General features: G+C 51.5%; 19 protein-coding genes. 4 read left to right on the forward strand and 15 right to left on the reverse strand.

Annotation, left to right across the window (positions count from 1 at the left end):
- Nucleotides 1–11: 11 nt before the first annotated feature.
- Together HG66A1_RS05430 and HG66A1_RS05435 are read right to left on the reverse strand one after the other, a co-directional pair.
- On the reverse strand, nucleotides 12–518 hold the full coding sequence (locus HG66A1_RS05430) for a 6-pyruvoyl trahydropterin synthase family protein (RefSeq protein WP_145181206.1): 507 nt from the start codon (nucleotides 516–518) through the stop codon (nucleotides 12–14).
- Entirely contained in the window at nucleotides 508–1,413 is a 906-nt protein-coding gene (locus tag HG66A1_RS05435) for a triphosphoribosyl-dephospho-CoA synthase (RefSeq protein ID WP_145181207.1), read from the reverse strand. Before HG66A1_RS05435 ends, HG66A1_RS05430 begins: the two co-directional genes overlap by 11 nt.
- A gap of 164 nt (nucleotides 1,414–1,577) precedes the next feature.
- On the opposite strand from HG66A1_RS05435, the gene HG66A1_RS05440 reads away from it, so the two are divergent.
- Entirely contained in the window at nucleotides 1,578–2,510 is a 933-nt protein-coding gene (locus HG66A1_RS05440; RefSeq protein WP_145181208.1) for a dihydrodipicolinate synthase family protein, read from the forward strand.
- Nucleotides 2,511–2,538: 28 nt separating this feature from the next.
- On the opposite strand, the gene fusA is transcribed toward HG66A1_RS05440, so the two are convergent.
- Nucleotides 2,539–4,683 (reverse strand): elongation factor G, encoded by a 2,145-nt coding sequence (fusA, locus tag HG66A1_RS05445; protein ID WP_145181209.1) that lies wholly within the window; start codon nucleotides 4,681–4,683, stop codon nucleotides 2,539–2,541.
- Nucleotides 4,684–5,109: 426 nt separating this feature from the next.
- Nucleotides 5,110–7,842, reverse strand: a complete 2,733-nt coding sequence (gene ppdK, locus HG66A1_RS05450; RefSeq protein WP_145181210.1) for a pyruvate, phosphate dikinase — start codon at nucleotides 7,840–7,842, stop codon at nucleotides 5,110–5,112.
- A gap of 619 nt (nucleotides 7,843–8,461) precedes the next feature.
- Between ppdK and HG66A1_RS05455 the strand changes: the two genes are divergently transcribed.
- The gene (locus HG66A1_RS05455) at nucleotides 8,462–8,887 is read left to right on the forward strand and encodes an FHA domain-containing protein (RefSeq protein WP_145037330.1); all 426 of its coding nucleotides are present in this window, start codon (nucleotides 8,462–8,464) and stop codon (nucleotides 8,885–8,887) included.
- A 9-nt stretch (nucleotides 8,888–8,896) separates the two neighbouring features.
- On the opposite strand, the gene HG66A1_RS05460 is transcribed toward HG66A1_RS05455, so the two are convergent.
- Both HG66A1_RS05460 and lpxD read right to left on the reverse strand, forming a co-directional pair.
- Nucleotides 8,897–9,790, reverse strand: coding sequence for an LpxI family protein (locus HG66A1_RS05460; protein ID WP_228030574.1), 894 nt, complete (start codon nucleotides 9,788–9,790; stop codon nucleotides 8,897–8,899).
- Nucleotides 9,791–9,833: 43 nt separating this feature from the next.
- The gene (lpxD, locus tag HG66A1_RS05465) at nucleotides 9,834–10,934 is read right to left on the reverse strand and encodes a UDP-3-O-(3-hydroxymyristoyl)glucosamine N-acyltransferase (RefSeq protein ID WP_145181211.1); all 1,101 of its coding nucleotides are present in this window, start codon (nucleotides 10,932–10,934) and stop codon (nucleotides 9,834–9,836) included.
- Between the two features lie 398 nt (nucleotides 10,935–11,332).
- Here lpxD and aroH point away from each other — a divergent pair, with 398 nt between their 5' ends.
- Nucleotides 11,333–11,704, forward strand: coding sequence for a chorismate mutase (aroH, locus tag HG66A1_RS05470; RefSeq protein ID WP_145181212.1), 372 nt, complete (start codon nucleotides 11,333–11,335; stop codon nucleotides 11,702–11,704).
- A gap of 6 nt (nucleotides 11,705–11,710) precedes the next feature.
- Here aroH and HG66A1_RS05475 read toward each other — a convergent pair whose 3' ends face one another.
- The 7 genes from HG66A1_RS05475 to HG66A1_RS05505 all read right to left on the reverse strand — a co-directional run bounded on the left by HG66A1_RS05475 (nucleotide 11,711) and on the right by HG66A1_RS05505 (nucleotide 20,052).
- Nucleotides 11,711–12,547, reverse strand: a complete 837-nt coding sequence (locus tag HG66A1_RS05475) for a hypothetical protein (RefSeq protein WP_145181213.1) — start codon at nucleotides 12,545–12,547, stop codon at nucleotides 11,711–11,713.
- Nucleotides 12,548–12,804: 257 nt separating this feature from the next.
- Nucleotides 12,805–14,385, reverse strand: coding sequence for a hypothetical protein (locus tag HG66A1_RS05480; RefSeq protein ID WP_145181214.1), 1,581 nt, complete (start codon nucleotides 14,383–14,385; stop codon nucleotides 12,805–12,807).
- Between the two features lie 86 nt (nucleotides 14,386–14,471).
- Nucleotides 14,472–15,212, reverse strand: a complete 741-nt coding sequence (locus tag HG66A1_RS05485) for a PP2C family protein-serine/threonine phosphatase (RefSeq protein ID WP_145181215.1) — start codon at nucleotides 15,210–15,212, stop codon at nucleotides 14,472–14,474.
- A gap of 167 nt (nucleotides 15,213–15,379) precedes the next feature.
- Entirely contained in the window at nucleotides 15,380–16,111 is a 732-nt protein-coding gene (locus HG66A1_RS05490) for a PIG-L family deacetylase (RefSeq protein ID WP_145181216.1), read from the reverse strand.
- Nucleotides 16,112–16,414: 303 nt separating this feature from the next.
- Entirely contained in the window at nucleotides 16,415–17,122 is a 708-nt protein-coding gene (locus tag HG66A1_RS05495; protein WP_145181217.1) for a PTS sugar transporter subunit IIA, read from the reverse strand.
- 286 nt (nucleotides 17,123–17,408) lie between these two features.
- The gene (locus tag HG66A1_RS05500) at nucleotides 17,409–18,293 is read right to left on the reverse strand and encodes a sugar phosphate isomerase/epimerase family protein (protein WP_145181218.1); all 885 of its coding nucleotides are present in this window, start codon (nucleotides 18,291–18,293) and stop codon (nucleotides 17,409–17,411) included.
- A 703-nt stretch (nucleotides 18,294–18,996) separates the two neighbouring features.
- Nucleotides 18,997–20,052, reverse strand: a complete 1,056-nt coding sequence (locus HG66A1_RS05505; RefSeq protein WP_145181219.1) for a DUF3500 domain-containing protein — start codon at nucleotides 20,050–20,052, stop codon at nucleotides 18,997–18,999.
- 505 nt (nucleotides 20,053–20,557) lie between these two features.
- Here HG66A1_RS05505 and HG66A1_RS05510 point away from each other — a divergent pair.
- Nucleotides 20,558–21,319 (forward strand): DUF1080 domain-containing protein, encoded by a 762-nt coding sequence (locus tag HG66A1_RS05510; RefSeq protein ID WP_232106850.1) that lies wholly within the window; start codon nucleotides 20,558–20,560, stop codon nucleotides 21,317–21,319.
- Nucleotides 21,320–21,329: 10 nt separating this feature from the next.
- Here HG66A1_RS05510 and HG66A1_RS05515 read toward each other — a convergent pair whose 3' ends face one another.
- On the reverse strand, nucleotides 21,330–21,767 hold the full coding sequence (locus HG66A1_RS05515) for a universal stress protein (protein WP_145181221.1): 438 nt from the start codon (nucleotides 21,765–21,767) through the stop codon (nucleotides 21,330–21,332).
- A 103-nt stretch (nucleotides 21,768–21,870) separates the two neighbouring features.
- Nucleotides 21,871–23,577: an alanine/glycine:cation symporter family protein gene (locus tag HG66A1_RS05520; protein WP_232106758.1), complete on the reverse strand. Its 1,707-nt coding sequence runs from the start codon at nucleotides 23,575–23,577 to the stop codon at nucleotides 21,871–21,873.
- Between the last annotated feature and the right edge of the window lie 194 nt (nucleotides 23,578–23,771).

The raw sequence follows: 23,771 nt of genomic DNA on the forward strand, positions 1-23,771 counted from the left end.
TGGTTTGACAATCAGTTCCGGGTGACAGGGAGTTCGCAGATTGCCCACTGCCCGAAATTTTCTTCTACTTCAATCTGGACCGATTCAATCTGGCTTGCAGCGTCTGATCCTATCACAGTCATCAGCTGCTGGCCAATCCAGTGCGCGATTAATTCAGCCGTTGTATTGGCAACCGGCAGCAGGATACAGTCCTCACGCGGGAAAACCCAGCGCCGTTCTTCGAACGTGGCTTCGACTTCATTCTGATCTTCCCTGACTTTAATTTTATCGTGCTGCGTGGGAAGCAGAACACGGTGATCGAGCGCATCGACCGTTTTCTGCAACTGATCACGAAGTGCAATGAAATCGAAGACGTAACCGTTTTCGTCTAGAGGCCCGGTCAGCTCAGCAGCGACACGCCAGTTGTGACCGTGCAGACGCTCACAGATATTGCCGTTGAATGTGATAAAGTGTGCCGCACTGAAGACGAGGTGGTCTTTGGTGACGCGAACTTTGTATCGGGGGACGCTATCCTTCATAAATTAACGAGCTCAATTCTGCTTGAAAAGGTGGAGGGACTTTTTTTCTGATTGTAGCCGGAGCAGGGGGCTTGATGAAACCGTCCCGCAGGGCAACAAACAGGGCCGCGACGATTAAATCGGCTGTCGTTCCCGGATTCCTGCGATTTCCCGTTTCGCGCAACCAGCGGTCAAGTCCCTGCAAACTGCTCTCAAAGTCTTCTGCCTGTAAGGTCTCGCGAGCTCGCCGGGCTGCTTCTTCTGCTTCAGCCCTGCCACATTTACGGGCGATCAATGTGTCCGGACAGGCAGCCATCAGCATGAGCTGCAGACGAATGACGGCAGTTTCCCAGTCTGAGGATTGATTCCAGAAATCCTGTAGTGCGGGGACCGCTGTCTGGAGGGTGATCTCAAATCCGCTGGCATATTCTCGCGCGACGGCATCCCGCTCAGCTGCCAGGGCCATGACTTCGCGCAGTGTGCCCGTTGGTTCGTCTAAGATATCCTGCGTTTCTGTCTCTCCCAGGCCACCCGGACAGGCCACTCTGATTGCCTCGTAAACCAGTCGCGCGTCAGCGACACTCAATCCCTCCAGGACCGATTCAATTCCCGCAGAGATGGTCAGCTCATTCGGTATGGCCAGCAACGGGGCCAGTAACAGGACCATGCCCAGGTTGGAGTTGCTGGCAGAGACATCTCGGGTTGCTGTGATGCAATTCAAGATGGTTTCACCTATCCTGCCTGGCTCTGACTGTGGGAGCAGGGGGGCAATCGCCCGTGCAGAACGGAGGAAATCAACGTACATCAGATCAGGAAACGAGACGCCAGGATGAACATTTCCCGGTTTGCGTGCGGTCGCTTCGAGCAGGCAGGCCAGATAGCACCAGTTTTCGAGTTGTGCTTTATTTTGACTCATATACGCTGGTTTGATTGATGGTCGGTGAAAATCTGCGTACAACAGTAAGTAAAGACTGTTAAGAATATTGCGGGGGAATTCACTCCGAGGTCAATTCTGCAGGATCTATCCTGAGAATTGAAGTCTCTGACAACTTGAACCGAACAGGTAACAGGAATTGTTTTATGAGCCCATCGATTGAGCGTCAACAGCTGCAAACCGTGCATATTGTCCCACTGACCGCCTTCGATCAGCAGGATCGGATCAACGTCGAGATGCAGTCAGCACACACGACGAAACTGTATGAGGCAGGCATGCGTGTTTATCTTCCCGGGGCAGGGACCAGTGAATTTCACAGTCTGCTGCCAGAGGAAATCGTGCAGCTGGTGAAGATCACTCGCGAAGTTACCGGTCCGGAAACCCTGATTTTTGCACCCATCGGTTACCAGGTAAATGCAGCGAAGCAACTGGCGGTTGACTGTCTGGAGGCAGGGGCCACCGGCATCATGTTCATGCCGTTTGCGCATCCTTACATGAGTGATCGCGGGGCGGAAGAATATTACCGTGCAGTGATGGACGCTGCCGACTGTCCTACCTTGTTCTATAAGAAAGCGGCGATTCCCAGTGACGAGCTGCTGCTGGAGCTGGCCTCGGACGAGCGGGCCGTGGGGGTCAAGTATTCGGTGAATCAGATGCATCAGTTCCGGACCACGGTCAGCGCCGATACGGAAGGCATGGAATGGGTCTGCGGTTCTGCAGAGCGGTTTGCCCCTTATTACATGCTGGCTGGTTCAGGTGGATTTACCAGCGGGGCCGGGAATGTCTGTCCGCATCTGTCGCTGGCGATGCACGCGGCGTTTCTCTCGGGCGACTATGCCGAGGGAATGCGAATTCAGCAACAGATCCTGCCGATCGAAGATTATCGGGCACGCTGCGGGGACAGCTTCAACATCAGTATGTTGAAGTATGCCATTACTCTGACCGGAGCAGACTTCGGACCTCCGCGGCCACCTCAGCGGACACTGACCAGCGAACAGGAGGCAGAGATTCGTCAGCTGATGGAGCCGGTTCTGGCTGCGGAAGCTGAGTTGGCGCAACAAAAAAGCCCCGTTTCGTAAAACGGGGCTTTTCGTTTGATTCTCAGAATCAGGCAGTTGCCATCCGTTCTTCTTTTTCTTTCAGACGACGGGCAACGACTTCTTCCTGAATGTTACGTGGAACCTGGGCATAACGCGAGAATTCCATGCTGAATCCACCTTTACCCTGGGTCATGGAACGCAGTTCGTTGGCATAGTCAAACATGCTTGCCAGCGGGACTTCAGCGATGAAGACACTCGTTCCCATTTTGGTTTCCGATGTATTGATCACACCGCGTTTCTGAGCGATATGACCAGTGACAGCACCCTGGAATTCTTCAGGAACTTCCACTTCAAGTTTCATGATCGGCTCAAGCAGTGCCATGTTTGCTTTCTTCAGAGAGTCACGCATACAGTTGAATGCGGCGACGTTGAACGCCATTTCTGAAGAGTCAACATCGTGGTAGCTACCGTCCGACAGAGTGGCGGAAACGCCCACAACTTCACATTCGCACAAGGGGCCTTTAACAAGAGCTCGTTGGAACCCTTTGTCCACAGCCGGGATGTATTCTTTGGGAATACGTCCCTGGGTGATCGCATTTTTGAATTCGTAGGTTTCACCGTCATTTTCCACGGGCATTGGTTCAATTTTACCAACGACGTGAGCGTACTGACCAGAACCACCAGTCTGCTTTTTGTGCTTGTGATTGTATTCCACAGGGATGGTCGGTGTTTCGCGGTAAGCCACGCGGGGTTCACCCACGATACATTCGACTTTGTATTCACGTTTGATACGTTCGATGTAAACATCGAGGTGCAGCTGACCCATACCAGCGATGATGGTCTGATTGGTTTCTTCATCAGTCATCACGTGGAAGGTAGGGTCTTCGCGGTTGAAACGCTGAATGGCTTTAGCCAGACGATCGGCACCGTCCCGGTCGAGTGGTTCGATCGAAAGACGAATCACAGGCTCAGGTACAAAGATACTTTCCAGAGCGTAGTTTTCACCATCGCTACAGAATGTATCCCCGGAGGCACACTCCATACCTACAGCGGCGATAATGTCACCTGCTTCACCTACATCAACGTCTTCACGGCTGTCAGCGTGCATACGTACCAGCCGGCCAAAGCGGGTTGAGTTCCCGGTTCGGGTGTTGACGTAGCTCTGACCTTTTTCGATTTTACCCTGATAGATTCGCATGTAGGTCAGCTGACCGAAGGTTTCGTCGACAATCTTGAAGGCCATGGCAACCAGAGGTTTGTCAGAAGAGTGTGACAGCTTCGTACGGAACGAATCGCTGTGCGTATCTTCTGCACCTTCTTTGATGGCTTTCTGCTGAGCGTCCAGGTCAATCGCAGAAATTTCACGATCGAGCGGGCTGGGCAGGAAGCGAACCACGGCGTCAAGCAGAGTCTGCACACCTTTGTTCTTGAAAGCTGTTCCCATCATGACGGGGGTGATTTCGTGAGACAGAGTCGCTTCACGAATGACTTTGTAAATGTCGTCAACGGGAATTTCTGCCTCTTCCAGCAGGGCGACCATCAGGTCGTCGCTGAACATGGAGAGGGTTTCCAGCATCGCAGCACGAGCTTCTTCAGCAGCAGCTTTGAACTGCTCAGGAATTTCGCCGAGGACTTCTTTTTCACCCTGTTCGCCTTCGTAGGTGACGGCCTGCATGGTTACCAGGTCAACTACACCTTCGAACTGAGCACCTTCACCCATGGGAATCTGCAGCGGCAGAGGCACAACGTGCAACTTTTCTTCGATCTGCTTGATCACGCTGGCAGAATCGGCACCGGTACGGTCCATCTTATTGATGAAGGCAATACGGGGAACGCCGTAACGTTTCATCTGACGGTCAACGGTCAGAGACTGGCTCTGTACACCGCCTACCGAGCAGAGTACGAGAACGGCACCGTCCAGCACGCGAAGACTACGTTCCACTTCCACGGTAAAGTCAACGTGGCCCGGGGTATCGATGATGTTGACAGTATAGTCTCTCCACTGCACCTGTGTGGCGGCAGAAGCGATGGTAATCCCACGCTCACGCTCCAGGTCCATACTGTCCATGGTTGCTCCACCGTCACCACCTCGCACTTCACGCACTTTGTGGATTCGGCCTGAGTAGTACAGAATCCGTTCGGTAAGTGTGGTTTTACCAGAGTCGATGTGAGCCGAAATACCAATGTTTCGATACTTGTCCAGATTTTTCATGGCTTTAGTGCAGGTTTACTTTAGGGAACGTGTTATGGATACAAAATGATCGGCAACGTACCGACCTTGATCAAGAGCTCAATATTATTCGGAACTTTTGAGAAGAAGCTCTCAAGTTTTACGGGGAGGCAGGCCCCGCAAATCGCATCACTCTACTGGTGTGATGGCTGACCCGGCAGGTTTTCACAACAAGGGATCACTGACATCCGATACATTCGCAAGTAGATAATCTGAGCGTAAGGTGTGAGCGTAGAATCTTATCGTTGTATCGACTTCGGGGGAAGAGGATTTTTGGTTAAATTCCGAAAACTCCCTGATTTATTGCTTCAATATTGTATACGTCAGAAGCCGAATGTGAAAGGGAAAAAAACAGGGAGAATTTCAGATGAAATTCTCCCTGCAGGTAAGTTCAAACTTTAACTAAGCTTATGCTTTTTCATCCAGCACAGCCTGAGCTGCTGCCAGACGGGCGATTGGAACCCGGAAAGGTGAGCAGCTGACGTAATCCAGACCCAGTCCGTGGCAGAAGATCACACTGGCAGGATCACCACCGTGTTCACCACAAATCCCGATCTTGAGGTCGGAACGAGTACCACGACCGCGTTCGACACCGGTCTGCATCAGACGTCCAACACCATCCTGATCGATGGTCTGGAACGGGTCTGCAGGAATGATGTCATTTTCACGGTAGTGACCGATGAAGGTACCGTAGTCGTCACGGCTCATACCCAGAGTGGTCTGGGTCAGGTCGTTGGTACCGAAGCTGAAGAACTGGGCGGTTTCTGCGATCTGATCTGCACAGATGGCAGCACGCGGCAGCTCAACCATGGTTCCGACCATGTACTCAACCTTGACGCCTTTTTCTTCCAGAACCTGCTCGGCAACTTCACGGATGATCTTGGCCTGGTTATCGAATTCAGTCTGGAATCCAGCCAGAGGCACCATGATTTCAGGATGCACTTTGATGCCTTCCTTCTGCACGTCGCAGGCGGCTTCCATGATGGCCCGGGCCTGCATCGCGGTGATTTCTGGATAAACAATACCCAGACGACAGCCACGATGACCCAGCATCGGGTTCAGCTCGTGCAGTTCTTCTACACGGCGACGGATGAATTCAACAGTCACACCCAGTTCGTTGGCCAGTTCTTCAGCCAGGGTCGGGTTTTCTTCCAGGTGACGGTCAGAGAGGAACTCGTGCAGCGGCGGATCCAACAGACGAATGGTTACCGGCAGACCGTTCATGGCCTTGAAGATGCCGGTAAAGTCTTCGCGCTGGAAGGGCAGCAGCTTGTTAACAGCTTTGGTGCGTGATTCCACATCGCCGGCAGCGATCATTTCGCGGATTTCTGCGAGGTGGTGGAAGAACATGTGCTCGGTTCGACACAGACCAATCCCTTCAGCACCGAAAGCAATGGCTTCAGCTGCCTGATCGGGCTGGTCAGCGTTAGTACGAACACGCAGCTTGCGGATTTCATCAACCCAGCCCATCAGTTGCTGGTATCGCTGAAATGCTTCTGAGTCTTCAGGTTTCATGGTTTTGGAGATCAGCACTTCCACGATTTCACTCGGTTTGGTTTCCACTTTACCGGCGAAGATTTCGCCTGTGAAACCGTCGATGCTGATCCAGTCGCCGCTCTTGAGAACCTTGTCACCGGCGGTGATAGTTCCAGCAGCAGAATCAATCTTCAGTTCAGAAGCACCAACAACACAAGCTTTACCCATCTGGCGGCTCACCAGGGCAGCGTGTGAGCTGGCACCACCCAGGGCGGTCAGAATCCCCTTTGAAACTCGCATTCCGCGAAGGTCTTCGGGGCTGGTTTCGCGACGAACGAGTACCAGCTGAGCGGAGTTGTCACGGTTGAAAATGGCTTCGGCTTCTTCAGCACTGAAGCAGATGTGACCACTGGCAGCACCCGGACCGGCGTTGATACCCTTGGTCAGCAGGTTTCCTTCCTGGGCGGATTTCTGTTTTTCAGCCGGGTCAAAAATCGGCTGCAGGAGCTGGTTCAGGTCGTCAGCAGGAATCCGGCGTTTGGTGATCGCTTCTTCCTTGCTGACCAGGCCTTCGTTTACCAGATCGACGGCGATACGGACGGCGGCAAAACCGGTTCGTTTTGCGTTACGAGTCTGCAGCATCCAGACCTTGCCACGTTGAATAGTGAACTCGATGTCCTGCACGTCTTTGTAGTGTTTTTCCAGGATCTGACCGATTTCTTCGAGCTGCTTGTAACCTTCCGGCATGTCGCTGCTCAAAGTAGCTTCGATCTGTTTCGGAGTACGAATACCAGCCACCACGTCTTCACCCTGAGCGTTGATCAGGTAGTCGCCACAGAAACCAGGTTCACCGGTAGAACAGTTACGGGTCAGGCCGACACCAGTCGCACAGTCGTCGCCCAGGTTTCCGTAAACCATAGCCTGAACGTTACAGGCGGTTCCCCAGTTGTGAGGAATGCCATAATCGCGGCGGTAAACGACAGCACGGTCGTTATCCCAGCTGCTGAAGACGGCTCCGATAGCACCCCAGATCTGCTGTTTGGGATCGGTCGGGAATTCCTGACCAGTGCTTTCTTTGATCAGGGTCTTGAATTCAGCCACCAGTTCTTTGAGGTGTTCGGCACTCAGTTCAGAGTCGTATTGGACGCCGGCTTTTTCACGCTTGGCTTCGAGAGCATGTTCGAACGGATCTTCATGCTCACCTTTCATACCCATAACCACATCGCCATACATCTGCACGAAGCGGCGGTAGCTGTCCCAGGCGAACGCTTCATTGCCGGACTGTTTCGCCAGTGCTTCGACGGTGGTATCGTTCAGACCGATGTTCAAAACGGTGTCCATCATACCGGGCATGGATTCCCGGGCACCGGAACGACAGGAGACGAGCAGGGGGTTGGTGTCACAGCCGAATTTAGCACCCATGGCTTCTTCGACTTTGGCCAGAGCTTCTTCAACCTGTGCGTCTACACCTTCGGGGTATTCTCCACCGGTTTTGCTGTAGTGAATACAGACGTCTGTATTCAGGGTGAAACCAGCTGGGACGGGGAGCCCGATGTTAATCATTTCTGCCAGGTTGGCCCCTTTCCCCCCCAGGGTATTGCGCAATGTGGCGTCGCCATCTGCTTTTCCATCGCCGAAGAAGTACACATACTTTTGACCTGACATACTTAATTCCTCTAAATGTTAATCAATCAGCCCGTCGGTCCCTTCACGCAAAGAAACCGGACGCTGACCAGTACATATCTATTGTTCAGAAGCTCGCAGCTTCCCAGTAAGATGCGGGACTGAAGATTCAACCCCTCTCCTGCTCAATTCCTAACACGTGACAGTCGGCAAGAATTTGCCAGCTGCTGATTATTTTGTTGGAAGACAGACTCGTCTCTGGCGGTTGCTATCCAGTGATTCCGATGGGACTTCGTTCGAAGTCGTTCCGTCCGGGCAATCTGCTGTTTGCAGCGGATGTGGCTACTGTACGTTAAGCCATCGGATTGCAGCATATTTACTAGGGACACTACCATTGCTCCGTCTGGCCGTCAAGCGACTGGATAGATTCGGGTTAAACGCTCCCGGAAATCCTCTGAATCTTCACCAAAGCCGACGTAATCAGAGCTCATAGCCAGTTGATTCCCCTGAAGTAAGCAGAATTAGCGTGGAAATTTGCTTCAGCTGTGATAACATTAAATTGAGCGCTAGTGATTCCGGTCAGGGGGCCAATCTCGGGATCATGTTAACTCACTTCCATTTCTTCACTTACATATCTTGAGTTCTCGATGCGGGCTGTACCATGATAGCGAAACTGATTCCATTAAATGGTGGTCAGCCGATTCTGATTGATAAAGACGTTACAGTGGTCGGTCGGAAATCGGACCTGTGTGACGTGCAGATTGATAAAAACAGCATCTCTAAGATCCATTGTGTGATTATCAAAACGGACGGTCTTCTGTTCGTGCGAGACCTGTGCAGCACGAACGGGACCCGGGTGAACGGTCAGAAAATCACCCGCGGTGCTCTGCTGCCCGGAGATGAACTCTCAATTGCTTCGACCCGCTTCGAGGTAGAACTAACCGGGAAGCATAAAAAGCAGCAGGAACCGGTTGAAGAAAGTCATCGCCATACCGAGATGCTGACTGCCTTCAACCTGGAGGTCGAGAGCCTGGATGAGAAACCAGAATCCGATGGTGACAGTGAGCTGAAACTGGCCTCAGAATAAACTGATAACTCAGCCGGCCAGTTGCAGTGACAGCTCTTCTTCGTTGAGTGAAACGATCGCGATCCCCAGCTTGTCTGCCAGGTCGGCGACTTCCTGTTGGTCGATCATGATCGTCTGGTTGCTTTCAATTGCCAGTACCCGTCCGCCTGCTTCGTGCATGGTCTGCAATGTTTTGATACCCACCGTGGGAACATCAAATCGACGATCCTGCTGGGGTTTGGCAACTTTAACCACGGTAAAACCACCTCGTTTACAAAGCTGGCCGGCCCGTTGAATCGCACGATCGGTACCTTCAATCGCTTCAACTGCGATGACAGCTTTATCGTTCACGACGATACTTTGTCCAATGTCCAACTGCCCCATCTGCTTGGCAATATCCCAACCCATTTTAATGTCTTCCCACTGTGAATGGCTGGGACGTCGTTTCGTCAGAAATCCGTGTTTCACAAGTAACTCCGGGCAATAATCCAGTGCTGATTCGAAAAATAGATCGTCACGCTCAAATTCTTTAATCACCGCCAGAAGCAGAGTATCGTCTTTACGATCTTCCCTGGCGTAACGATACCACATATGCAGCGTGCGGAAATCGGGTAACAGTTTGAATATTCGAAACGGGCTGAACAGGACCGTTTTTTCAATCTTGCCCGCCATCACGATGCGTTTAACTTCTTCCCGTTTGAACAATTTGATTGCCCGGCCGATGCGTGCCAGGGGAATCCAGTGAAACGTATCGCAGATGTCCATCAGCTCGTCACTGGCCATGCCGAAGATGCCCAGGCAGCAGACGGAATAACCCTGTTGCTGTGCCTGTTCCGCAAAGACGATTGGGAAGCGGCCTGCACCAGCCAGCAATCCGATCTGTCGTCGGGTGTCGGGAGGAGAAGTTTGTAATGTATTCATCATTAATCAGTCAGTTTCACGTTGAAACGGGTTTTGAAATGAAGACTCAGGTAAGCGCGGATTTGTCGTTGATCTGACTCGAATCGTTCAGAGCTTCGAACTGCTGTGTGAGTGTTTTGAGTTGCTGTTCGAGGTCACGGATCTGCTTCCGCATTTCAGGAACCTTGCGAATAGACATCACAATTTTCCGTTGTTCTTTTTCAGGCGCTGCAGGTGTTCCGATATGGACTTCGCCGGGCGGAATATCGCGGTGAACACCGGCCCGGGCACCCAGAGTAGCCTGATCTCCGATGTGCACGTGGTCTGCGATACCGACCTGTCCTGCACAGCGAACGTAATCTCCTGTGGTAATCGAACCGGCAAAACCGACTTGTGAAGCAAACGCGTTATGTTTGCCGATTTCGCAGTTATGGGCGATCATCACCTGGTTATCGATCTTGGTTCCCAGACCGATGACTGTCGGTCCGATCATACCCCGGTCGATGGTTGTTCCGGCGCCAATTTCGACATCGTCTTCGATACGCACACTGCCGAGATGAGGAATCTTGACGTACCGACCATTTTCGAAGCGATAGCCAAAACCGTCACATCCCAGCACAGCTGCGGCGTGAATTAAAACCCGGTCAGCGATTTTGACATCCGGGTAGAGAACTGTATTGGCATGAATGGTCACATCGTCACCGAGGACGCAATCATCACCGATGTAGACGCCAGGGTAAATCCGGCAGTTGTTTCCAATTTTGACACCAGGGCGAATCGTGACCCGCGGATAAATGTGACAGTTCTCACCGATGGTGGCCTGGTCACTGATATCAGCTGCAGGAGAAATGCCGATTTCGGGAAGCTCCCGAGCAGGGCGGAGTTTCTGAATGACTTTGATGAAGGCAGCCTGGGCATCCACCACGGTCAGGGAGGTCATCGGGGTGGATTCAAAAGCTTTCTGGAACGACTCTTCCAGGCGTTGCTCGATAATCACGGCGCCAGCCTGACTCGACTTGAGGCGTTTCAGGTTGAGTTCATCGCCCACAAAAGTGATATCATGGGGACCCGCTTTGAGAACGGATTCCGCTCCATGTATTTCCAGCCTCTGATTGCCACGGGCCGGGCAATTCAGTTCTTGAGCGATCCACTCTACCGTCGTCGACATCAAGGAGTCCTTTCCGAGAGATGTACGTATGCGATATCAATTGTCTGATTGAATACGGGAAAATGAGATACCATCCTGGCACTCTTTGAATCCTGATTTCCCGGAATCGAATGATTTTTACCTGATTTTACAAAAGTAACGCAAGAGCATTTTTTAACTCAGACGCAAATTGTTTCCACATCTTGAGATGTTAAGCAGGGCAGTGAGCGCTGCTTCTTTGTCTTGTGACCTGAGTCTCCTCAGAATTCAGGAATGCCACTGGTAGCCAACAGCCGAAGAATTAGTTAGGATATTCTTTTCATGGAATAGGCTAATTTTACGTTGATCAGGTTGCATTGACTGGTTCGTATGTTCAGTTGTGCGGCAGAAGATTTTTTCAGGAATGCTTGGTAATAACGATGTCGGTACGTGGAATTCGTGGTGCAACAACAGTGACTCAGGACGTTTCAGCAGAGGTATTGTCTGCGACACGCGAACTGCTGGAGCAACTGCTCAAAGCGAATCGGATTGAAAACTACGAAGACATTGTCTCCGTATTTTTTACCACCACCCCTGACCTGACATCCGCCTTTCCGGCCGAGGCAGCCCGTGAGTTGGGAATGAAATCAGTCCCACTGATTTGTGCCTCTGAAATCGCCGTAAAAGGAGCGATGCCTCGCTGTATTCGTGTGATGATTCACGTAAATACTGACCAGAAACAGTCCGAAGTGGTGCACGTTTATCTGAATGAAGCTCAAAAGCTTCGACCGGACGTCGCCGCGGCTCAATAAGCCGGCTTACTGAATCCGGGTTTGCTCCGGTTCGGGGTCTGGCTCATCGTTGCCAATAATAGCATTGGTCGAAGTCCAGTGTAGCAGCTCGTCCGCATCGTCATCTGGAAAGGTGAAGGGAATCCCTCTTTCTTCCAAGATGTCCGTGAGTTCATCCAGCGGATTTTTCAGGAACTCCGGAGGCAGAACTTTCTGTAATTCATCCCAATGGGCTCTGACGAGATTCATGTTTTCCGGGGGAACCTGTATCAGGTGTTCGGCCCGGTTCACCCGGGAAATCCACATGGCTTCATGCAACGTGCGGTGACGCTCTTCCAGGGAGAGCGAAGAGAAAGGGCGTTTATCCAGTTTCAACTGATGAATCGTTTTATTACCCTTTTCAATGACTTCCTCAAGGTCCTGATCCTCGCGCAGCTGATTCCGGCTGGCCGCCAGTCCCAGCGCAAGCGTGTAGCAGATGAACTGTTCTTTCGACATGTCCCGTCTGCGGAGTGCTTTCTTCAGACTGCGATTGCGAAGTCCGAACTGATCCCCAATGCGATCCACATCCCAGAGCAGTGACAGGTTATTCTGCTCGCTGTGAACCAGATCCTCGATCGGCAGCGACCGGATGTGGCTCCAGGATGGCGCTGGAGCATAAACCGAGGGGAAGGCAGGCAGCTTCTGTTGTGGCAGAAGCTCAATGACTTTGAGATAACGCTTGAGTTCTGCCTCAGTCACCTTCTCATTGACCTGCTTGAGTTCGGTGAATTCCAGAGAGTCGTCCGCACATCCCGCACTCAAAAACAGAACTATGCACAGGCTGTTTAGTGTTGAAAGGAAACCGAGTTTAAACTTCGCCATGAGAGGCAACCTGCAGTCTGGCTCTGGAAGTATTCGAGGATGAAACTAAACGGTCAAGGGAGGCACCTCTATCAGTTCAGGCAGCGGCAAACCACAGTTCTAGAACTGGGCCGCAGCGATTGATCAGGCAGGGCGCACACAATGCTTATCGTCGGAATCTGAGAACTGGGAAGACTGTTTTGCCGGGAATTCCGACTTATCGGGTTGTAGGGAATATAGCGGATTGCGACGCTGGAGTTAAATCGCTCAGGATATATCTAACCGGGGGGGAAATGAAAACCGGTGATACGGAAGACCGTCGCTACGCAGACAATTGCCTGAGCGACCAGAGCACCAATCCAGAAAGTCTGCTGTTTGAGAGGGGATGGAAGCTGTTCTTGAGAAACCTCAAACTGCTGCTGGCGAAGCTGCCAGGCTGGAATGGTCATCAAGAGGAACCAGGGCAGAAAGATGAGCCAGAGGCGAGCGGCTTCTCCCATGTTTTTGCCAGAGAGCCAGAGTAGTCCGAGCACAAGCAGGCAGGAGTATAACAGGGGATACACGGAGGTCGCGTGGTGTGATCCTGTGTTGAGATCTGGATCAGGACGCCGACACAGTGACTTGAGTACCAGCCAGATAACAGGTAGCCCGATTGACAGACTGATCTCCAGGGGATTTAGCAACAGCCACTTCCAGTATGTGCGGGGATATTCATCATAGAAGCCGGCATGGTTTTGGAGATTCAGAATCCAGACCCGAGGTAGATTGAGCTGAAACAGAACCGCACACAGGATCAGCGGGACAGCAAATCCCAATAGGCTCCAGCCTGCCGCTGCAAACAATCGTTTCCAGGGGAATTGATGTGGAGTTGTTTCTGCTCTCTGTTTCCATGCGGAGAGTAGTGAATAAAGAACGGCACACAGCGCAACAGGTAGAAAGGCGAGCGTGAGAAACAAACCACTCCAGATCAATAGTCCCGCCAGGATAAAGCAGGCTACAGACTTCCGACGCCAGGCGGCAACCCAGCAGTAAAGAAACGATATTGCCAGAACGGAATAAAGTGCATCTGACTTAGGTTGAAAGATCAGTGCTGCAGGTATCAGTGGCCAGAATGCAACAACCTGCCAGCTGATTCTGCGCGAACAGAATTCGTGGGCAAGTAGAAACAGGGGAATTACGGTCAGTGCAGAAGCGAGCAGGGTAATCAGGGTTGCCAGCCAGAGCACGGCCCGATCCCGGCTGGTCAGTGGATCAGGAGTGACCGCGGTCGTCTCAGCAATAATTTCACAGGCGATCTGAAAGGACGCAGGTTGCGATTCGATTAAAAGGGACTGTAGCCCTGGCCAGGTGTCACAGAGCCAGATCAACGATCGGTAGAACAGGGGCAGCCCGGGAGGGTGCGTCCCTTCGTGCAGTACGTCTCCTCCCTCCATTTTGGTTTCGTATTCAGAGAGGTAGGTGGCAACGTCTTTGATATTGGTATTTGCTTCTGTGAAGTATCCGGAAGATCCTTTGTAGTACAACACGAAAGGAGCCTTGGAGAGAGAGTATTCCGCCGGGGGGCTGTCCTGCAGGTAGAATGACCAGGTCAGGCTGGCGATGACCAACCCTGTGAGCCAGGCAATCAACTCGCCACGACGGCAGTTACTGATACGCGTATGGCCCCAGACAACCAGCAAGAGATATGCGGCGAGAATCAGGCCGGCGACTATGGCACCGAACAGGACGCTTGGTCCTGTGAAAGGGATTCGTTGCCAGCTCCATTCTCCGGGGATACCCAGTGAGATGGAATCAGAATAAAACAGACCCAGTGTAAGCAGAATGGCGATCAGAAACGGGATGAAGGATCGAACTCGCATTGATCAGCCAGATTGAAAACAGGGCGTCGACGAAAAGGGCTCCGTTGCCGCTGCCGGATTCAAACCGGCATTTCTGAAAGGGGATGTCAGCTGACGTGCAGCACAATACAGGTGATGTTATCTTTCGAGCCACCTTCCTGGGCCGACTTGACAATTTCTTCAGCCGCCTGTTGCGGGTCGTCATACTGACTGAGCAGTTCCTGCAGTTTCTCGTCGGGAATTCCGTCGGTAACACCATCCGAACAGAGAATGATGCGATCCTGTGGCTGCGGTGCCAGTTGCTGGGCCTGGGTTCCTGCACTGCCATCTTTGGTTCCCAGGTACCGATAGAGCACATTTTTATAACGGTGCGTTAATGCTTCTTCCGGGGTGATTGTGCCTGCATCGACCAGTGCCTGGGTCAGCGAATGGTCGGTAGTAAGCTGATGTAGCTTTCCTTCTCGGAGCAGATAAACTCGACTGTCACCAACTCCGCCGATAAAGAGTTCTCCGCCAACCTGAACCACGAAGACAATCGTTGTCCCCATGCTGCGACAATTGGGATCCAACTCGCCCAAAGCCATGATCTCACCATTGGCATGCGCGACAGCTTTATCGATCGACTGCACAACCTCTCCGGTGGGAGTGGAATTAAAGTCGATGAGTTCGTCCAGTCGTTTGGGAATCAACTCGACTGCTAACTGGCTGGCTTTCTCTCCGGCACACTGTCCGCCCATACCGTCGGCAACCAGAAAATAATTCCGCGATTCATCAATGAAGAAATTATCTTCATTGTTCTCCCGGAAATTTCCCGTGATACTGACTTTGCCGTAACGAATTTCAACCATTAATGGGCCTGTATGTGCGTCGATGAAAAATCAAAAAGTGGCTACTCAATTCCGATGTCCGTAGGGGACACATGTGCGATTTCTGATAGTATCATAACATCTTTTTATGACGATGGAAATTTTAATAATGCCGTATCTGCTGGTTTTTTAGTGTCTTATGAAGCATTTCAGGGGCAGACCGTTTGCACCAGATCCCGGACTCCCAGGGTCGTGGCACAGATGAAGAGTTCACCTGCTTCAAAACCGGCACTGGTGCCGACCAGCCTGTTCTGGCTCTCGACCAGGCGGTAGACACGTTTCTTTTCTGGGGGAAACTGCGACTGATAGGCGCGAATCGATTCCAGCTTCTGGTCCATGGTCTCGGAAATATCGACCACGAACTGCCCGCTGCCTTCCGGGTAATTCAGTGAGCCGAAACCAAGGGGGTACCAGACCTGCTTCTGAATGGTATGCGGCTCCGTGTGGCTGAAGTGCTCATTCCATTTTGTCAGACGCGAATAGAACACTGCAGCGTCCGTGATTTGCATCGCCTGCCAGTGATCAGGGGAGGCCATGGGGGTTTTACCTGCCAGGCCCAGAACGACTTTGGGACGGTATTTGCGAAACAGCGTTGCCAGCGCGACACGATTTTCAAAACTGTCAAACAACCGCCGGTTGGTCAGTTCCAGGGTTTCCCGGACATGAATTCCCAGAATCTCTGCAGCCTTTCGGGCTTCCTCGAGACGGTGTTCCGGCCCGGGACTGAGAGGAGTGGGTTCACCATCAGTCAGGTCGATAATGCCGACCCGGTATCCCTGCTGGACCAGTTTGGCCAGAGTACCGCCACAGGCTATTTCGACATCATCGGGGTGGGCACCTACGGCAATCACGTCCAGAGGTTCAGGCAGTTCTACGTTCATGGCGGTTATTCTTTATCACGTTCAAATATGATTGATGTTGACCGTTTATTTCTTTGCCCGCTATTTTTCTGGAAGGGGCGCCCTGTACAGAACTTGATTGTGAGAATGGTTTCAGACAGGGGCGAAAGTTCGAGCAGTGAAAACTATTCTTTGTGCTGGAGACAGATTCGTCAATGATGTCTGTCGGATTATCTCAGGAAACGGATCAATCGAGTTCCGGACAGATTTCGATGTGACTGCAAGATGAATTTCAGCTGAATCATCAGGATGCAGAGAACCGGCTGAGCTCACTGGTGACGAATGTTACTGTTCTGCGACCCGTTTTTCCGCTTCGATGATCACCTGTCTGGTCTCCTGAGGAGTGCTTGCCTCGCGCAGCAGATCGACAAAATCGGGAAGTTGCAGCATTCGTCCCAGTCGCGCCAGAACAGAGAGGTGTGTTGCTGTGTCGGAGCAGATCACCAGGAAAAAGATGTCTGTCAGTCCGCCTCTGTCTGAGCCAAAAGGGATTCCCGTGAGTGTTCTGCCATAAGCGATGACCGGTTCTCCGACGGCATCGGAGAGTGGATTACGGGGGTGGGGGATTGCAACACCGTTATCAAAGGCGGTCGGGTACGCTTCTTCACGTTCCTGGACAGCGGTCAGGACCGCTGACGGTTCCCAGATCTGCCAGGTTCGGCCGGCAATTTCAATCAGACTTTCCAGAACGGAGCGTTTGGTGCGGGCATCCAGGGGGACTTCCATCAACTCTTCAGGCATCAGGCTGCTGATCAAGTGCTCTGAATCCAATTGAGTCGTGGGGTGGGTCTGTTCTACACGTTCCAGCTCGGTGGTGGAGTAGCTCCGCATCTCCTGTTCCAGCCAGTGTGTGATTTCGGTCGAGTTGAACAGCCATTCTCCGTTAACCTTACGGCCGGGAATTCTGCCCCGGCTTACCAGTTTTTCCAACTCGCGTTTGTCACGACCTAGCTGTCTTGCTAGATCATCCAGGCTGTAAGATTCATGCTCCATCGCTGGTTACCATGTCTGTGAGGAGTTCCGAGACGGACTGATTCGGCGTATTTCTTCACCGCGTACCGGAGAGCGGGGAATTGCGTCAACTCATGAGACATTCTGCTTACCAACTTAAGCAGGGAGTATGCGGGGAGGAATATACTGGCTGGATTTTAGAAGTTGGTGTGCTGCATGTGCAGATCGTCTCTGTCAACCATGGTAAACCAACAGGGAGTCCGGAATCAATCTACAGACGCGATGATTCGCAGCAGTTCCGGGGAATGGAGGCCGAGTCAGTGTGTGACTATTCGTAGCGGGAAGACTCTGCCTGTGTGAGTTGTCGCACTCGACTCAACAGAGATTCGTAGTCGGATTGCCAGATTTCTTCGGACCAGATTTCCAGGTCGTAGAAACCTTTGTAGCCTGAATCATGGATCATCTCGAGCAACTGGTACTGCGGGAACTCGTCCGTCAGTTCTTCAGAGATGTCCCAGTCAGAAACTTGAACTGAGGCAATGAGTGGCATGATTTCGGAGAGTAACTGCTCAGGATTTTCTTCGTTGAGCAGCAATGCCGGTTCCAGTGCCAGGCCAACTGCAGGATGCCCACAAGCATCAATCAGTTCCAGGTTCGCGTGCAGAGAATTCAGAAATGTCCAGTGGCGGGACTGCGGGGATCGCATTGTTTTGAGTGCCAGCCGGGTCCCGGTGAGTGAAGCAACATCCCCCAGTCGTTTGAGAGCTTCCGTGGTCAAGTCACGGGCGTGATTGAGTGTGTGTCCCGCTCGAGGTCCACTGGCGATCTGGATGGCGGAGGCATTAACCTGACCACCGAAGCAGATCAGTTGGATCGCATCAGCAATGGCGTCTTCAAACGCATATTCATTGCAGCCTGTAAATCCTCCAGCAAGGGAAACTGTGGAGACTTTCATTCCGGAATCGATGACCAGTTCAGCTGCCTCTGCAGGTTCGAGGTCCAGAACTTTTCGATTCCACAATCCAATCGCAGGGATGCCTGCCGAAAGTAGACCGTTCAAACTTTCTTTGAACGACCAGTGGTAGGTAGTTATCTGGTTGATCGAAATACGCTCTGACAGCGAGAGTGTTGGGCTGGCATGATCTGGTTTTATTGAGGAAGCTGGAGTTGAGAACGAACTGACTTTTTGCTGTGAGAGAAGCTCTTTAGTCACTCGGTCACCTGCTGTCTGGAGAGTAGATCAGGTCTATATTTACAATCAGAAAAAAGATTCCGATTGTGAATAACAAAAGTATCTGCCAAGGCTGCCTGGCTGTTACGCTGTCAGATTTTTTTATTCTGCTGACATCGAAACTGATACGGCAGAGCGTATCATAAGTAATCGCAATTATTTTTCCATACTAAAAAATAGAAAACAAGAATTGCTATCAACCAATATTGTCTATCGCGACAGAAAGTCAACCGACATCAAACAAGGATTTAATGAGTTGAAAGAACTTTCTGTTTCTCTTCTGTTTGCCTGGGAAATATTTTTTCAGCGATTGAAATATTCATGAGTTTCCGATTGCATTAATATTTTTGCAAGTGATTCATGACTTTCCGAAACAGCAATCGCGGCAGGGATACAGCACACTGAGTGATTAGTTGTGATGTGGATTGATCATCAGTTTTACGCAGTGAAAATGATGACGTGCACCTGTAGCGGTGAGTTATGTAGACCGAGGCGCCGCATGCTCAACCGCTCAATTATTTTCTACTGATGGCTTATACTTTGCCCAGCAGTGGGCAATTGTGGGCGCACTGTGATCCCGGTTATTCTTTAAAGATGAAAAGCCACTTAGCGTTGTCAATTCAGTGTCAGTGAACGACAGAAGCAGGGGCTGGAATTCAGTCCCCTGCGATGCACATTCATTGCATTAAGTAGTGGTGATTTTGGTTTTGGGATCATCTGATACGTTGACCCACACATGAACGTGGGGGGCACCGCGATAATGCCAGACGAAGGAAGGGCCTTCCAGTCGCCAGATGTCCCAGGTTTCATCATTGCCGATATCTCCGGACTGATAGAAGGAGACTCGGCACTGGTCCAGCCCACCCTGGGTATCAATGCACTTGCGCACTTCCTGCTGGTCTGAGGTTCGAAACGGTTCCAATAACAGGCTGAGAACACTCTGCATTTCCTGTTTCTGGTCCTTAGTCATGTCGGCGATCTGCAGACCGGTGATCTGGTCGGCTGACTTTTTGAACTGCACTCGTGATTCCTGGGGAGCTTGAGGAATCAGTGCCTGTTTACGTTGTTTTCCATCCAGGATCTTGTAAACCTGATTGGCTTTGAGAGCCTGTTGCCAGAAAACATTTCCGGGATGATCCGGTTTTTCGTTGAAGTCCTCGGCAGCATGTCCATAGAAAATCGGGCCACCAAATGCCAAGTGCTCGGCGCTGTCACCATCACAGCGAACCGTTGAGTGTCGGCCGGTCATGACAAACTGGAACTGATCTGTACCAGGGGTTCCAAAAATGGCAATCGACTGTTCTTCACCGTAGCCTCCTTGATCATCCAGTAGCTGCTGACGGATATTTTTGTGCCAGCTGGGATCAAAGTGACCGAAGAAGATGGCTTCAATCAGCTCCTGCTGGTCTTTGTTATAGAAATCACTCGTGACATAAGGTTTGGTGATGTTCCAGTTGGCTTGGATTTTCTGGCGGAGCAGTCCTGATTTGCTCTTATGATCCCAGTCGAAACAGACTTTGGATTTCTGCGCCGGTGTGAGGCTTTCGTACAATTTTTTGACCAGTGGTTCTGGGGCAGTCGTTTTTGCTGGAGTATCCGCCTGGCCTGCCAGTAGATGCTCTGCACCCAGCAGTGGAGAGCCTGCCAGAGCGGCTCCCATGGTTCTGACGAAGTGCCGTCGAGAGATCTGCAGAAATTCGGGAGATTTATTATCAGCGGAGGAGCCAGGATTAAATTGCATAAGAGCACCAATCTTTTGTAAAGGGGAGAGGGTAGATTGTTCCGGTTCTAGGGACAGTTTATCAATCCCGGAACTTGACCGTCAAATAAAATTCACAGATCGCTGGGGATTGGAAGTTCGGTGCAGGCTTTGGTGGGCTGCCTGACAGACCCGTTATAATCGTTATAGAAGTTCCCGAATGTGGCGAAATGCATGGAATTGGTGCTGGTATCCCCCCCGGGCCATTGTTAGTCTGATGGTGTGGCTTTGTGTTCAGAGAATGGGAAGCAGGCCATTTTTGAAAACTGGCAGATGGAGCGCCGGCCATAATTGAATGTTGATGAATGTGGGCTTAGAATAATTGATTCTTTATCTACATTTCCATAATCAGGTTCTTTTAACAGTCAAGTCGGGCAAAATCAGCGTGTTGTATTTCCATCATCGATCTCGGGAGAAGTGGAGACGGGAGACTGTCTGCGCCAGGCCAGGTGTCTTGATCAGAAGATGGTCCTCACTCTTGTTGCCCATGATGGCACTCTGTTTTCTCTCCAGCCCTGAAGCAGTATGGGCACAGTCTTCTACACCGGCTGAAGCACCGACTGAAAACGAGAAAAAGACTCCTGAACCTGAAACGAAAAAAGCTCCACCCGCTCCCAAGACTTTGCCTGGGCCTGAGAAACTGCTCAATGGCGGTGATTTCTGGGATCACTGGAAATTCGTCAGTGAAGAATCGAAGGAAACTGATCCGAACGTGACCTGGAAAGTGGTGAGTGGCGGGCAGGATCAACCCAGCGTTTTAACGTGTACCGGGAAGCCTTACGGTTATATTCGCACCCAGAAGACATACGAAAATTTTCAGTTCAGCATGGAGTGGATGTATCCGGGTGACCCAAACGCTAACAGTGGCATCCTGCTTTTCACGGCAGAGCCTGATAAGGTCTGGCCCAAAGCATTTCAGGTACAGTTGCATCGACCGGAAGCTGGTTTCGTGTTTCCTACTCCCGGAAGTGGTGCGAAATCTGCCAACAAGCTGTCGCCGACCACTCCGCTGGATCTGCCTGTCGGAAAATGGCACAAGTGTGTGCTGACCTGTCGCTCCGGAAGTATTTCGGTGATGATCAACGGCATCAAGCTGGGAGAGGTCACAGGTTGCGACCCCAGCAAAGGGGCTATCGCACTGCAGAGTGAAGGTTCCGAAATTCACTTTCGCAATCTGGTCGTGGAAGAACTGGCTCCTGCCCCGGCACCGGAGTCTCCCGCCAAGCCAAAGAAAAACGGCGAATCCTGAAAAGCGAAATTCAGGGTTTTGGTTGTCTCAGTACCAGCGTCGGGCAGGGGGCATGTCTCAGGACCCGCTCAGCTACAGATCCCAGTGCCAGCCGGGTAATCCCTGTATAGCCATGTGAGGGGATGACAATCAGTTCCATTCCCTTTTCTTTCGCGTAGTCAGCGATTTTAATGCCAGGGTCTCCGATCAGGGTTTCGAAGGTGATACCTTCAATCTGATGCTTCGCGAATTCTTCTTTTGCCAGTTTGTTGACGTGATCAGTTCGTTTTTCATCGGTCAGTCCGCCGAACAGCACACCTGGGGAAACCAGGTCCAGCGGGATCATCACATGCACGACGGTCACCATTGCCGGGTCTTCTGCAATTTCAATGGCTTTCTTGATGGCTTCCAGAGAGGTTTCTGAGAAATCGATGGGAACCAGAATTTTTTTGCCATGAAAGTAGCTCATGATGTCATGCTTTCCTGAATGGGAGAGAGTGAAAACAAACGACTGTAATAATTATATGTAATCGACGTCAGAGGCAACAGCACTGTTCGAGATTTACGACAGGTCAACTACTGGCCTGCTCATCGAATTCCCCAGTCTTGTAACGGCTCCAGTATTTATCCAGTTCCTGTTTGACCCTGTTAGAGAGCAGCAGCACACCCAGGATGTTGGGGAAAGCCATGCCCAGGATCATCAGGTCACCGAAGTCAAGTACGTTGGTCGCCGAGACGATGGAACCCAGGACTACAAAGACCAGGAACAGAATTCGATAAGCCATGGATACTTTCTGGCTGTCGCCGAACAGAAAGGCCCAGCATCTTTCTCCATAGTAAGACCAGGAGATCATTGTTGAATACGCAAAGAGAATCACTGAGACAGAGAGCACATATTTAAAATACGGGATCTGTGAGTCCATTGCTTCTGCTGTCAGGGCAGCACCTTCATTGGACGCGATCAGGTCTGCATATTGCGGATCGTTATAAGCACCGGTGATGATAATAACCAGTGCGGTCATTGTGCAGATCACGATGGTGTCGATGAAGGGGCCCAATGAGGCTACGATTCCCTCACGGACGGGATATTCGGTTTTGGCGGCTGAGTGAGCAATGGCTGCCGACCCGACGCCAGCTTCGTTGGAGAAGGCTGCACGCTGAAAGCCGATGATCAGCACGCCCATGATTCCGCCATACAGCGCGTCCGGGTTAAAGGCACCTTCAATGATGGCCATGAATGAGGCCGGGACTTTCTGGATATTCAGGATAATGATCGCCATTCCGGCCAGCACATAAATACCGCACATAAAGGGGACGATCTTTTCCGTGGTTCGCGCAATGCTGCGAATGCCACCGATAATTACAATCCCGACGAAGACTGCCATTAACAGGCCGTACACCCAGCTGTTTTCTTTCAGTAAGGGAAAGGTCTCTGCTACAGCACCCAGAGATAGTTTAACCTGAAAGGCATTTCCCCCTGCCAGTGAGCCGCCGATGCACATGACGGCAAACAGGATGGACAGGAAACCTCCGAGACCTTTTAAAAAGGCATTTCCGGGGAACTGTTGAGTTAATCCGGTAGACAGATAGCACATCGGCCCCCCCATCACGCGACCGTCAGGATTAATGCGTCGATAGATCTGGGCGAGAGTACATTCTGCGAATTTCGAAGTCATACCCAGCAGGCCGGCGAGCATCATCCAGAACATGGCACCGGGGCCACCCGTGCTGATCGCCACAGCCACCCCGGCTATATTTCCCAGGCCCACGGTGGCAGACAGGGCGGCGGTTAAAGCCTGGAAGTGAGTGACTTCGCCTTCGTCTTCAGGGTTATCATATTTCCCCAGGACTAGCAGAATTGCATGTTTGAAGGCGCGGATATTAATGAAGTTCATTCGTAATGTGAAATATGTGGCACCGATCACCAGCCAGAGTACTGCCAGCGGGACTCCCGTTCCCTTTTCGATTTGCGTCGGTGTGATGGGGACAGGATAAAAAATGATTTTCGCCAGAATACCGTTGAACTTTCCGAATAGCTCATCCACTTTTTGTTCAACCAGGGCAAACCCACCTGTGGCAGGTTTGTCGGCTTCGGCTTCGGCTTGTTCCAGAGCGGCTTCCAGTGATTCAGTTTGCTGCTCCGCTTTGGCTGGCTGCTTGGCGGGAGAGTCATCCTGTGCCTGGCCTGGGGAGGCTAACCATCCACAGAAGATCAGGATTAAAGCTGTCATTAACAGGGGGCGCAAGATCACGGGGGCAGGTAGCCTTTGGTATTTCATTTTCAGTCGGTTCCCATTTGCAGGTAACATTGGTCGGCGATTGACTCCGATTTCATCCGTTGTCTGTCTTCAGGTACAGTTCCCAGCGACAGAGTCTGCGTGGTGTTACAGCATTTCTTGAGAAAATGAGTTCAGGATGGTAGTAAAGTGGGTCTGGTGTAGGACCAGGTTTGAGTGGTCCTGAAAAGCGCTAC

This window comes from Gimesia chilikensis, from assembly GCF_007744075.1.
GTDB lineage: Bacteria > Planctomycetota > Planctomycetia > Planctomycetales > Planctomycetaceae > Gimesia > Gimesia chilikensis_A.

What these genes read in the sequence shown, in the direction of transcription:
- HG66A1_RS05430 (WP_145181206.1), bottom strand. Translation starts at nt 518, where the DNA reads ATGAAGGATAGCGTCCCCCGATACAAAGTTCGCGTCACCAAAGACCAC.
- HG66A1_RS05435 (WP_145181207.1), bottom strand. Translation starts at nt 1,413, where the DNA reads ATGAGTCAAAATAAAGCACAACTCGAAAACTGGTGCTATCTGGCCTGC.
- HG66A1_RS05440 (WP_145181208.1), top strand. Translation starts at nt 1,578, where the DNA reads ATGAGCCCATCGATTGAGCGTCAACAGCTGCAAACCGTGCATATTGTC.
- fusA (WP_145181209.1), bottom strand. Translation starts at nt 4,683, where the DNA reads ATGAAAAATCTGGACAAGTATCGAAACATTGGTATTTCGGCTCACATC.
- ppdK (WP_145181210.1), bottom strand. Translation starts at nt 7,842, where the DNA reads ATGTCAGGTCAAAAGTATGTGTACTTCTTCGGCGATGGAAAAGCAGAT.
- HG66A1_RS05455 (WP_145037330.1), top strand. Translation starts at nt 8,462, where the DNA reads ATGATAGCGAAACTGATTCCATTAAATGGTGGTCAGCCGATTCTGATT.
- HG66A1_RS05460 (WP_228030574.1), bottom strand. Translation starts at nt 9,790, where the DNA reads ATGATGAATACATTACAAACTTCTCCTCCCGACACCCGACGACAGATC.
- lpxD (WP_145181211.1), bottom strand. Translation starts at nt 10,934, where the DNA reads ATGTCGACGACGGTAGAGTGGATCGCTCAAGAACTGAATTGCCCGGCC.
- aroH (WP_145181212.1), top strand. Translation starts at nt 11,333, where the DNA reads ATGTCGGTACGTGGAATTCGTGGTGCAACAACAGTGACTCAGGACGTT.
- HG66A1_RS05475 (WP_145181213.1), bottom strand. Translation starts at nt 12,547, where the DNA reads ATGGCGAAGTTTAAACTCGGTTTCCTTTCAACACTAAACAGCCTGTGC.
- HG66A1_RS05480 (WP_145181214.1), bottom strand. Translation starts at nt 14,385, where the DNA reads ATGCGAGTTCGATCCTTCATCCCGTTTCTGATCGCCATTCTGCTTACA.
- HG66A1_RS05485 (WP_145181215.1), bottom strand. Translation starts at nt 15,212, where the DNA reads ATGGTTGAAATTCGTTACGGCAAAGTCAGTATCACGGGAAATTTCCGG.
- HG66A1_RS05490 (WP_145181216.1), bottom strand. Translation starts at nt 16,111, where the DNA reads ATGAACGTAGAACTGCCTGAACCTCTGGACGTGATTGCCGTAGGTGCC.
- HG66A1_RS05495 (WP_145181217.1), bottom strand. Translation starts at nt 17,122, where the DNA reads ATGGAGCATGAATCTTACAGCCTGGATGATCTAGCAAGACAGCTAGGT.
- HG66A1_RS05505 (WP_145181219.1), bottom strand. Translation starts at nt 20,052, where the DNA reads ATGCAATTTAATCCTGGCTCCTCCGCTGATAATAAATCTCCCGAATTT.
- HG66A1_RS05510 (WP_232106850.1), top strand. Translation starts at nt 20,558, where the DNA reads ATGATGGCACTCTGTTTTCTCTCCAGCCCTGAAGCAGTATGGGCACAG.
- HG66A1_RS05515 (WP_145181221.1), bottom strand. Translation starts at nt 21,767, where the DNA reads ATGAGCTACTTTCATGGCAAAAAAATTCTGGTTCCCATCGATTTCTCA.
- HG66A1_RS05520 (WP_232106758.1), bottom strand. Translation starts at nt 23,577, where the DNA reads ATGAAATACCAAAGGCTACCTGCCCCCGTGATCTTGCGCCCCCTGTTA.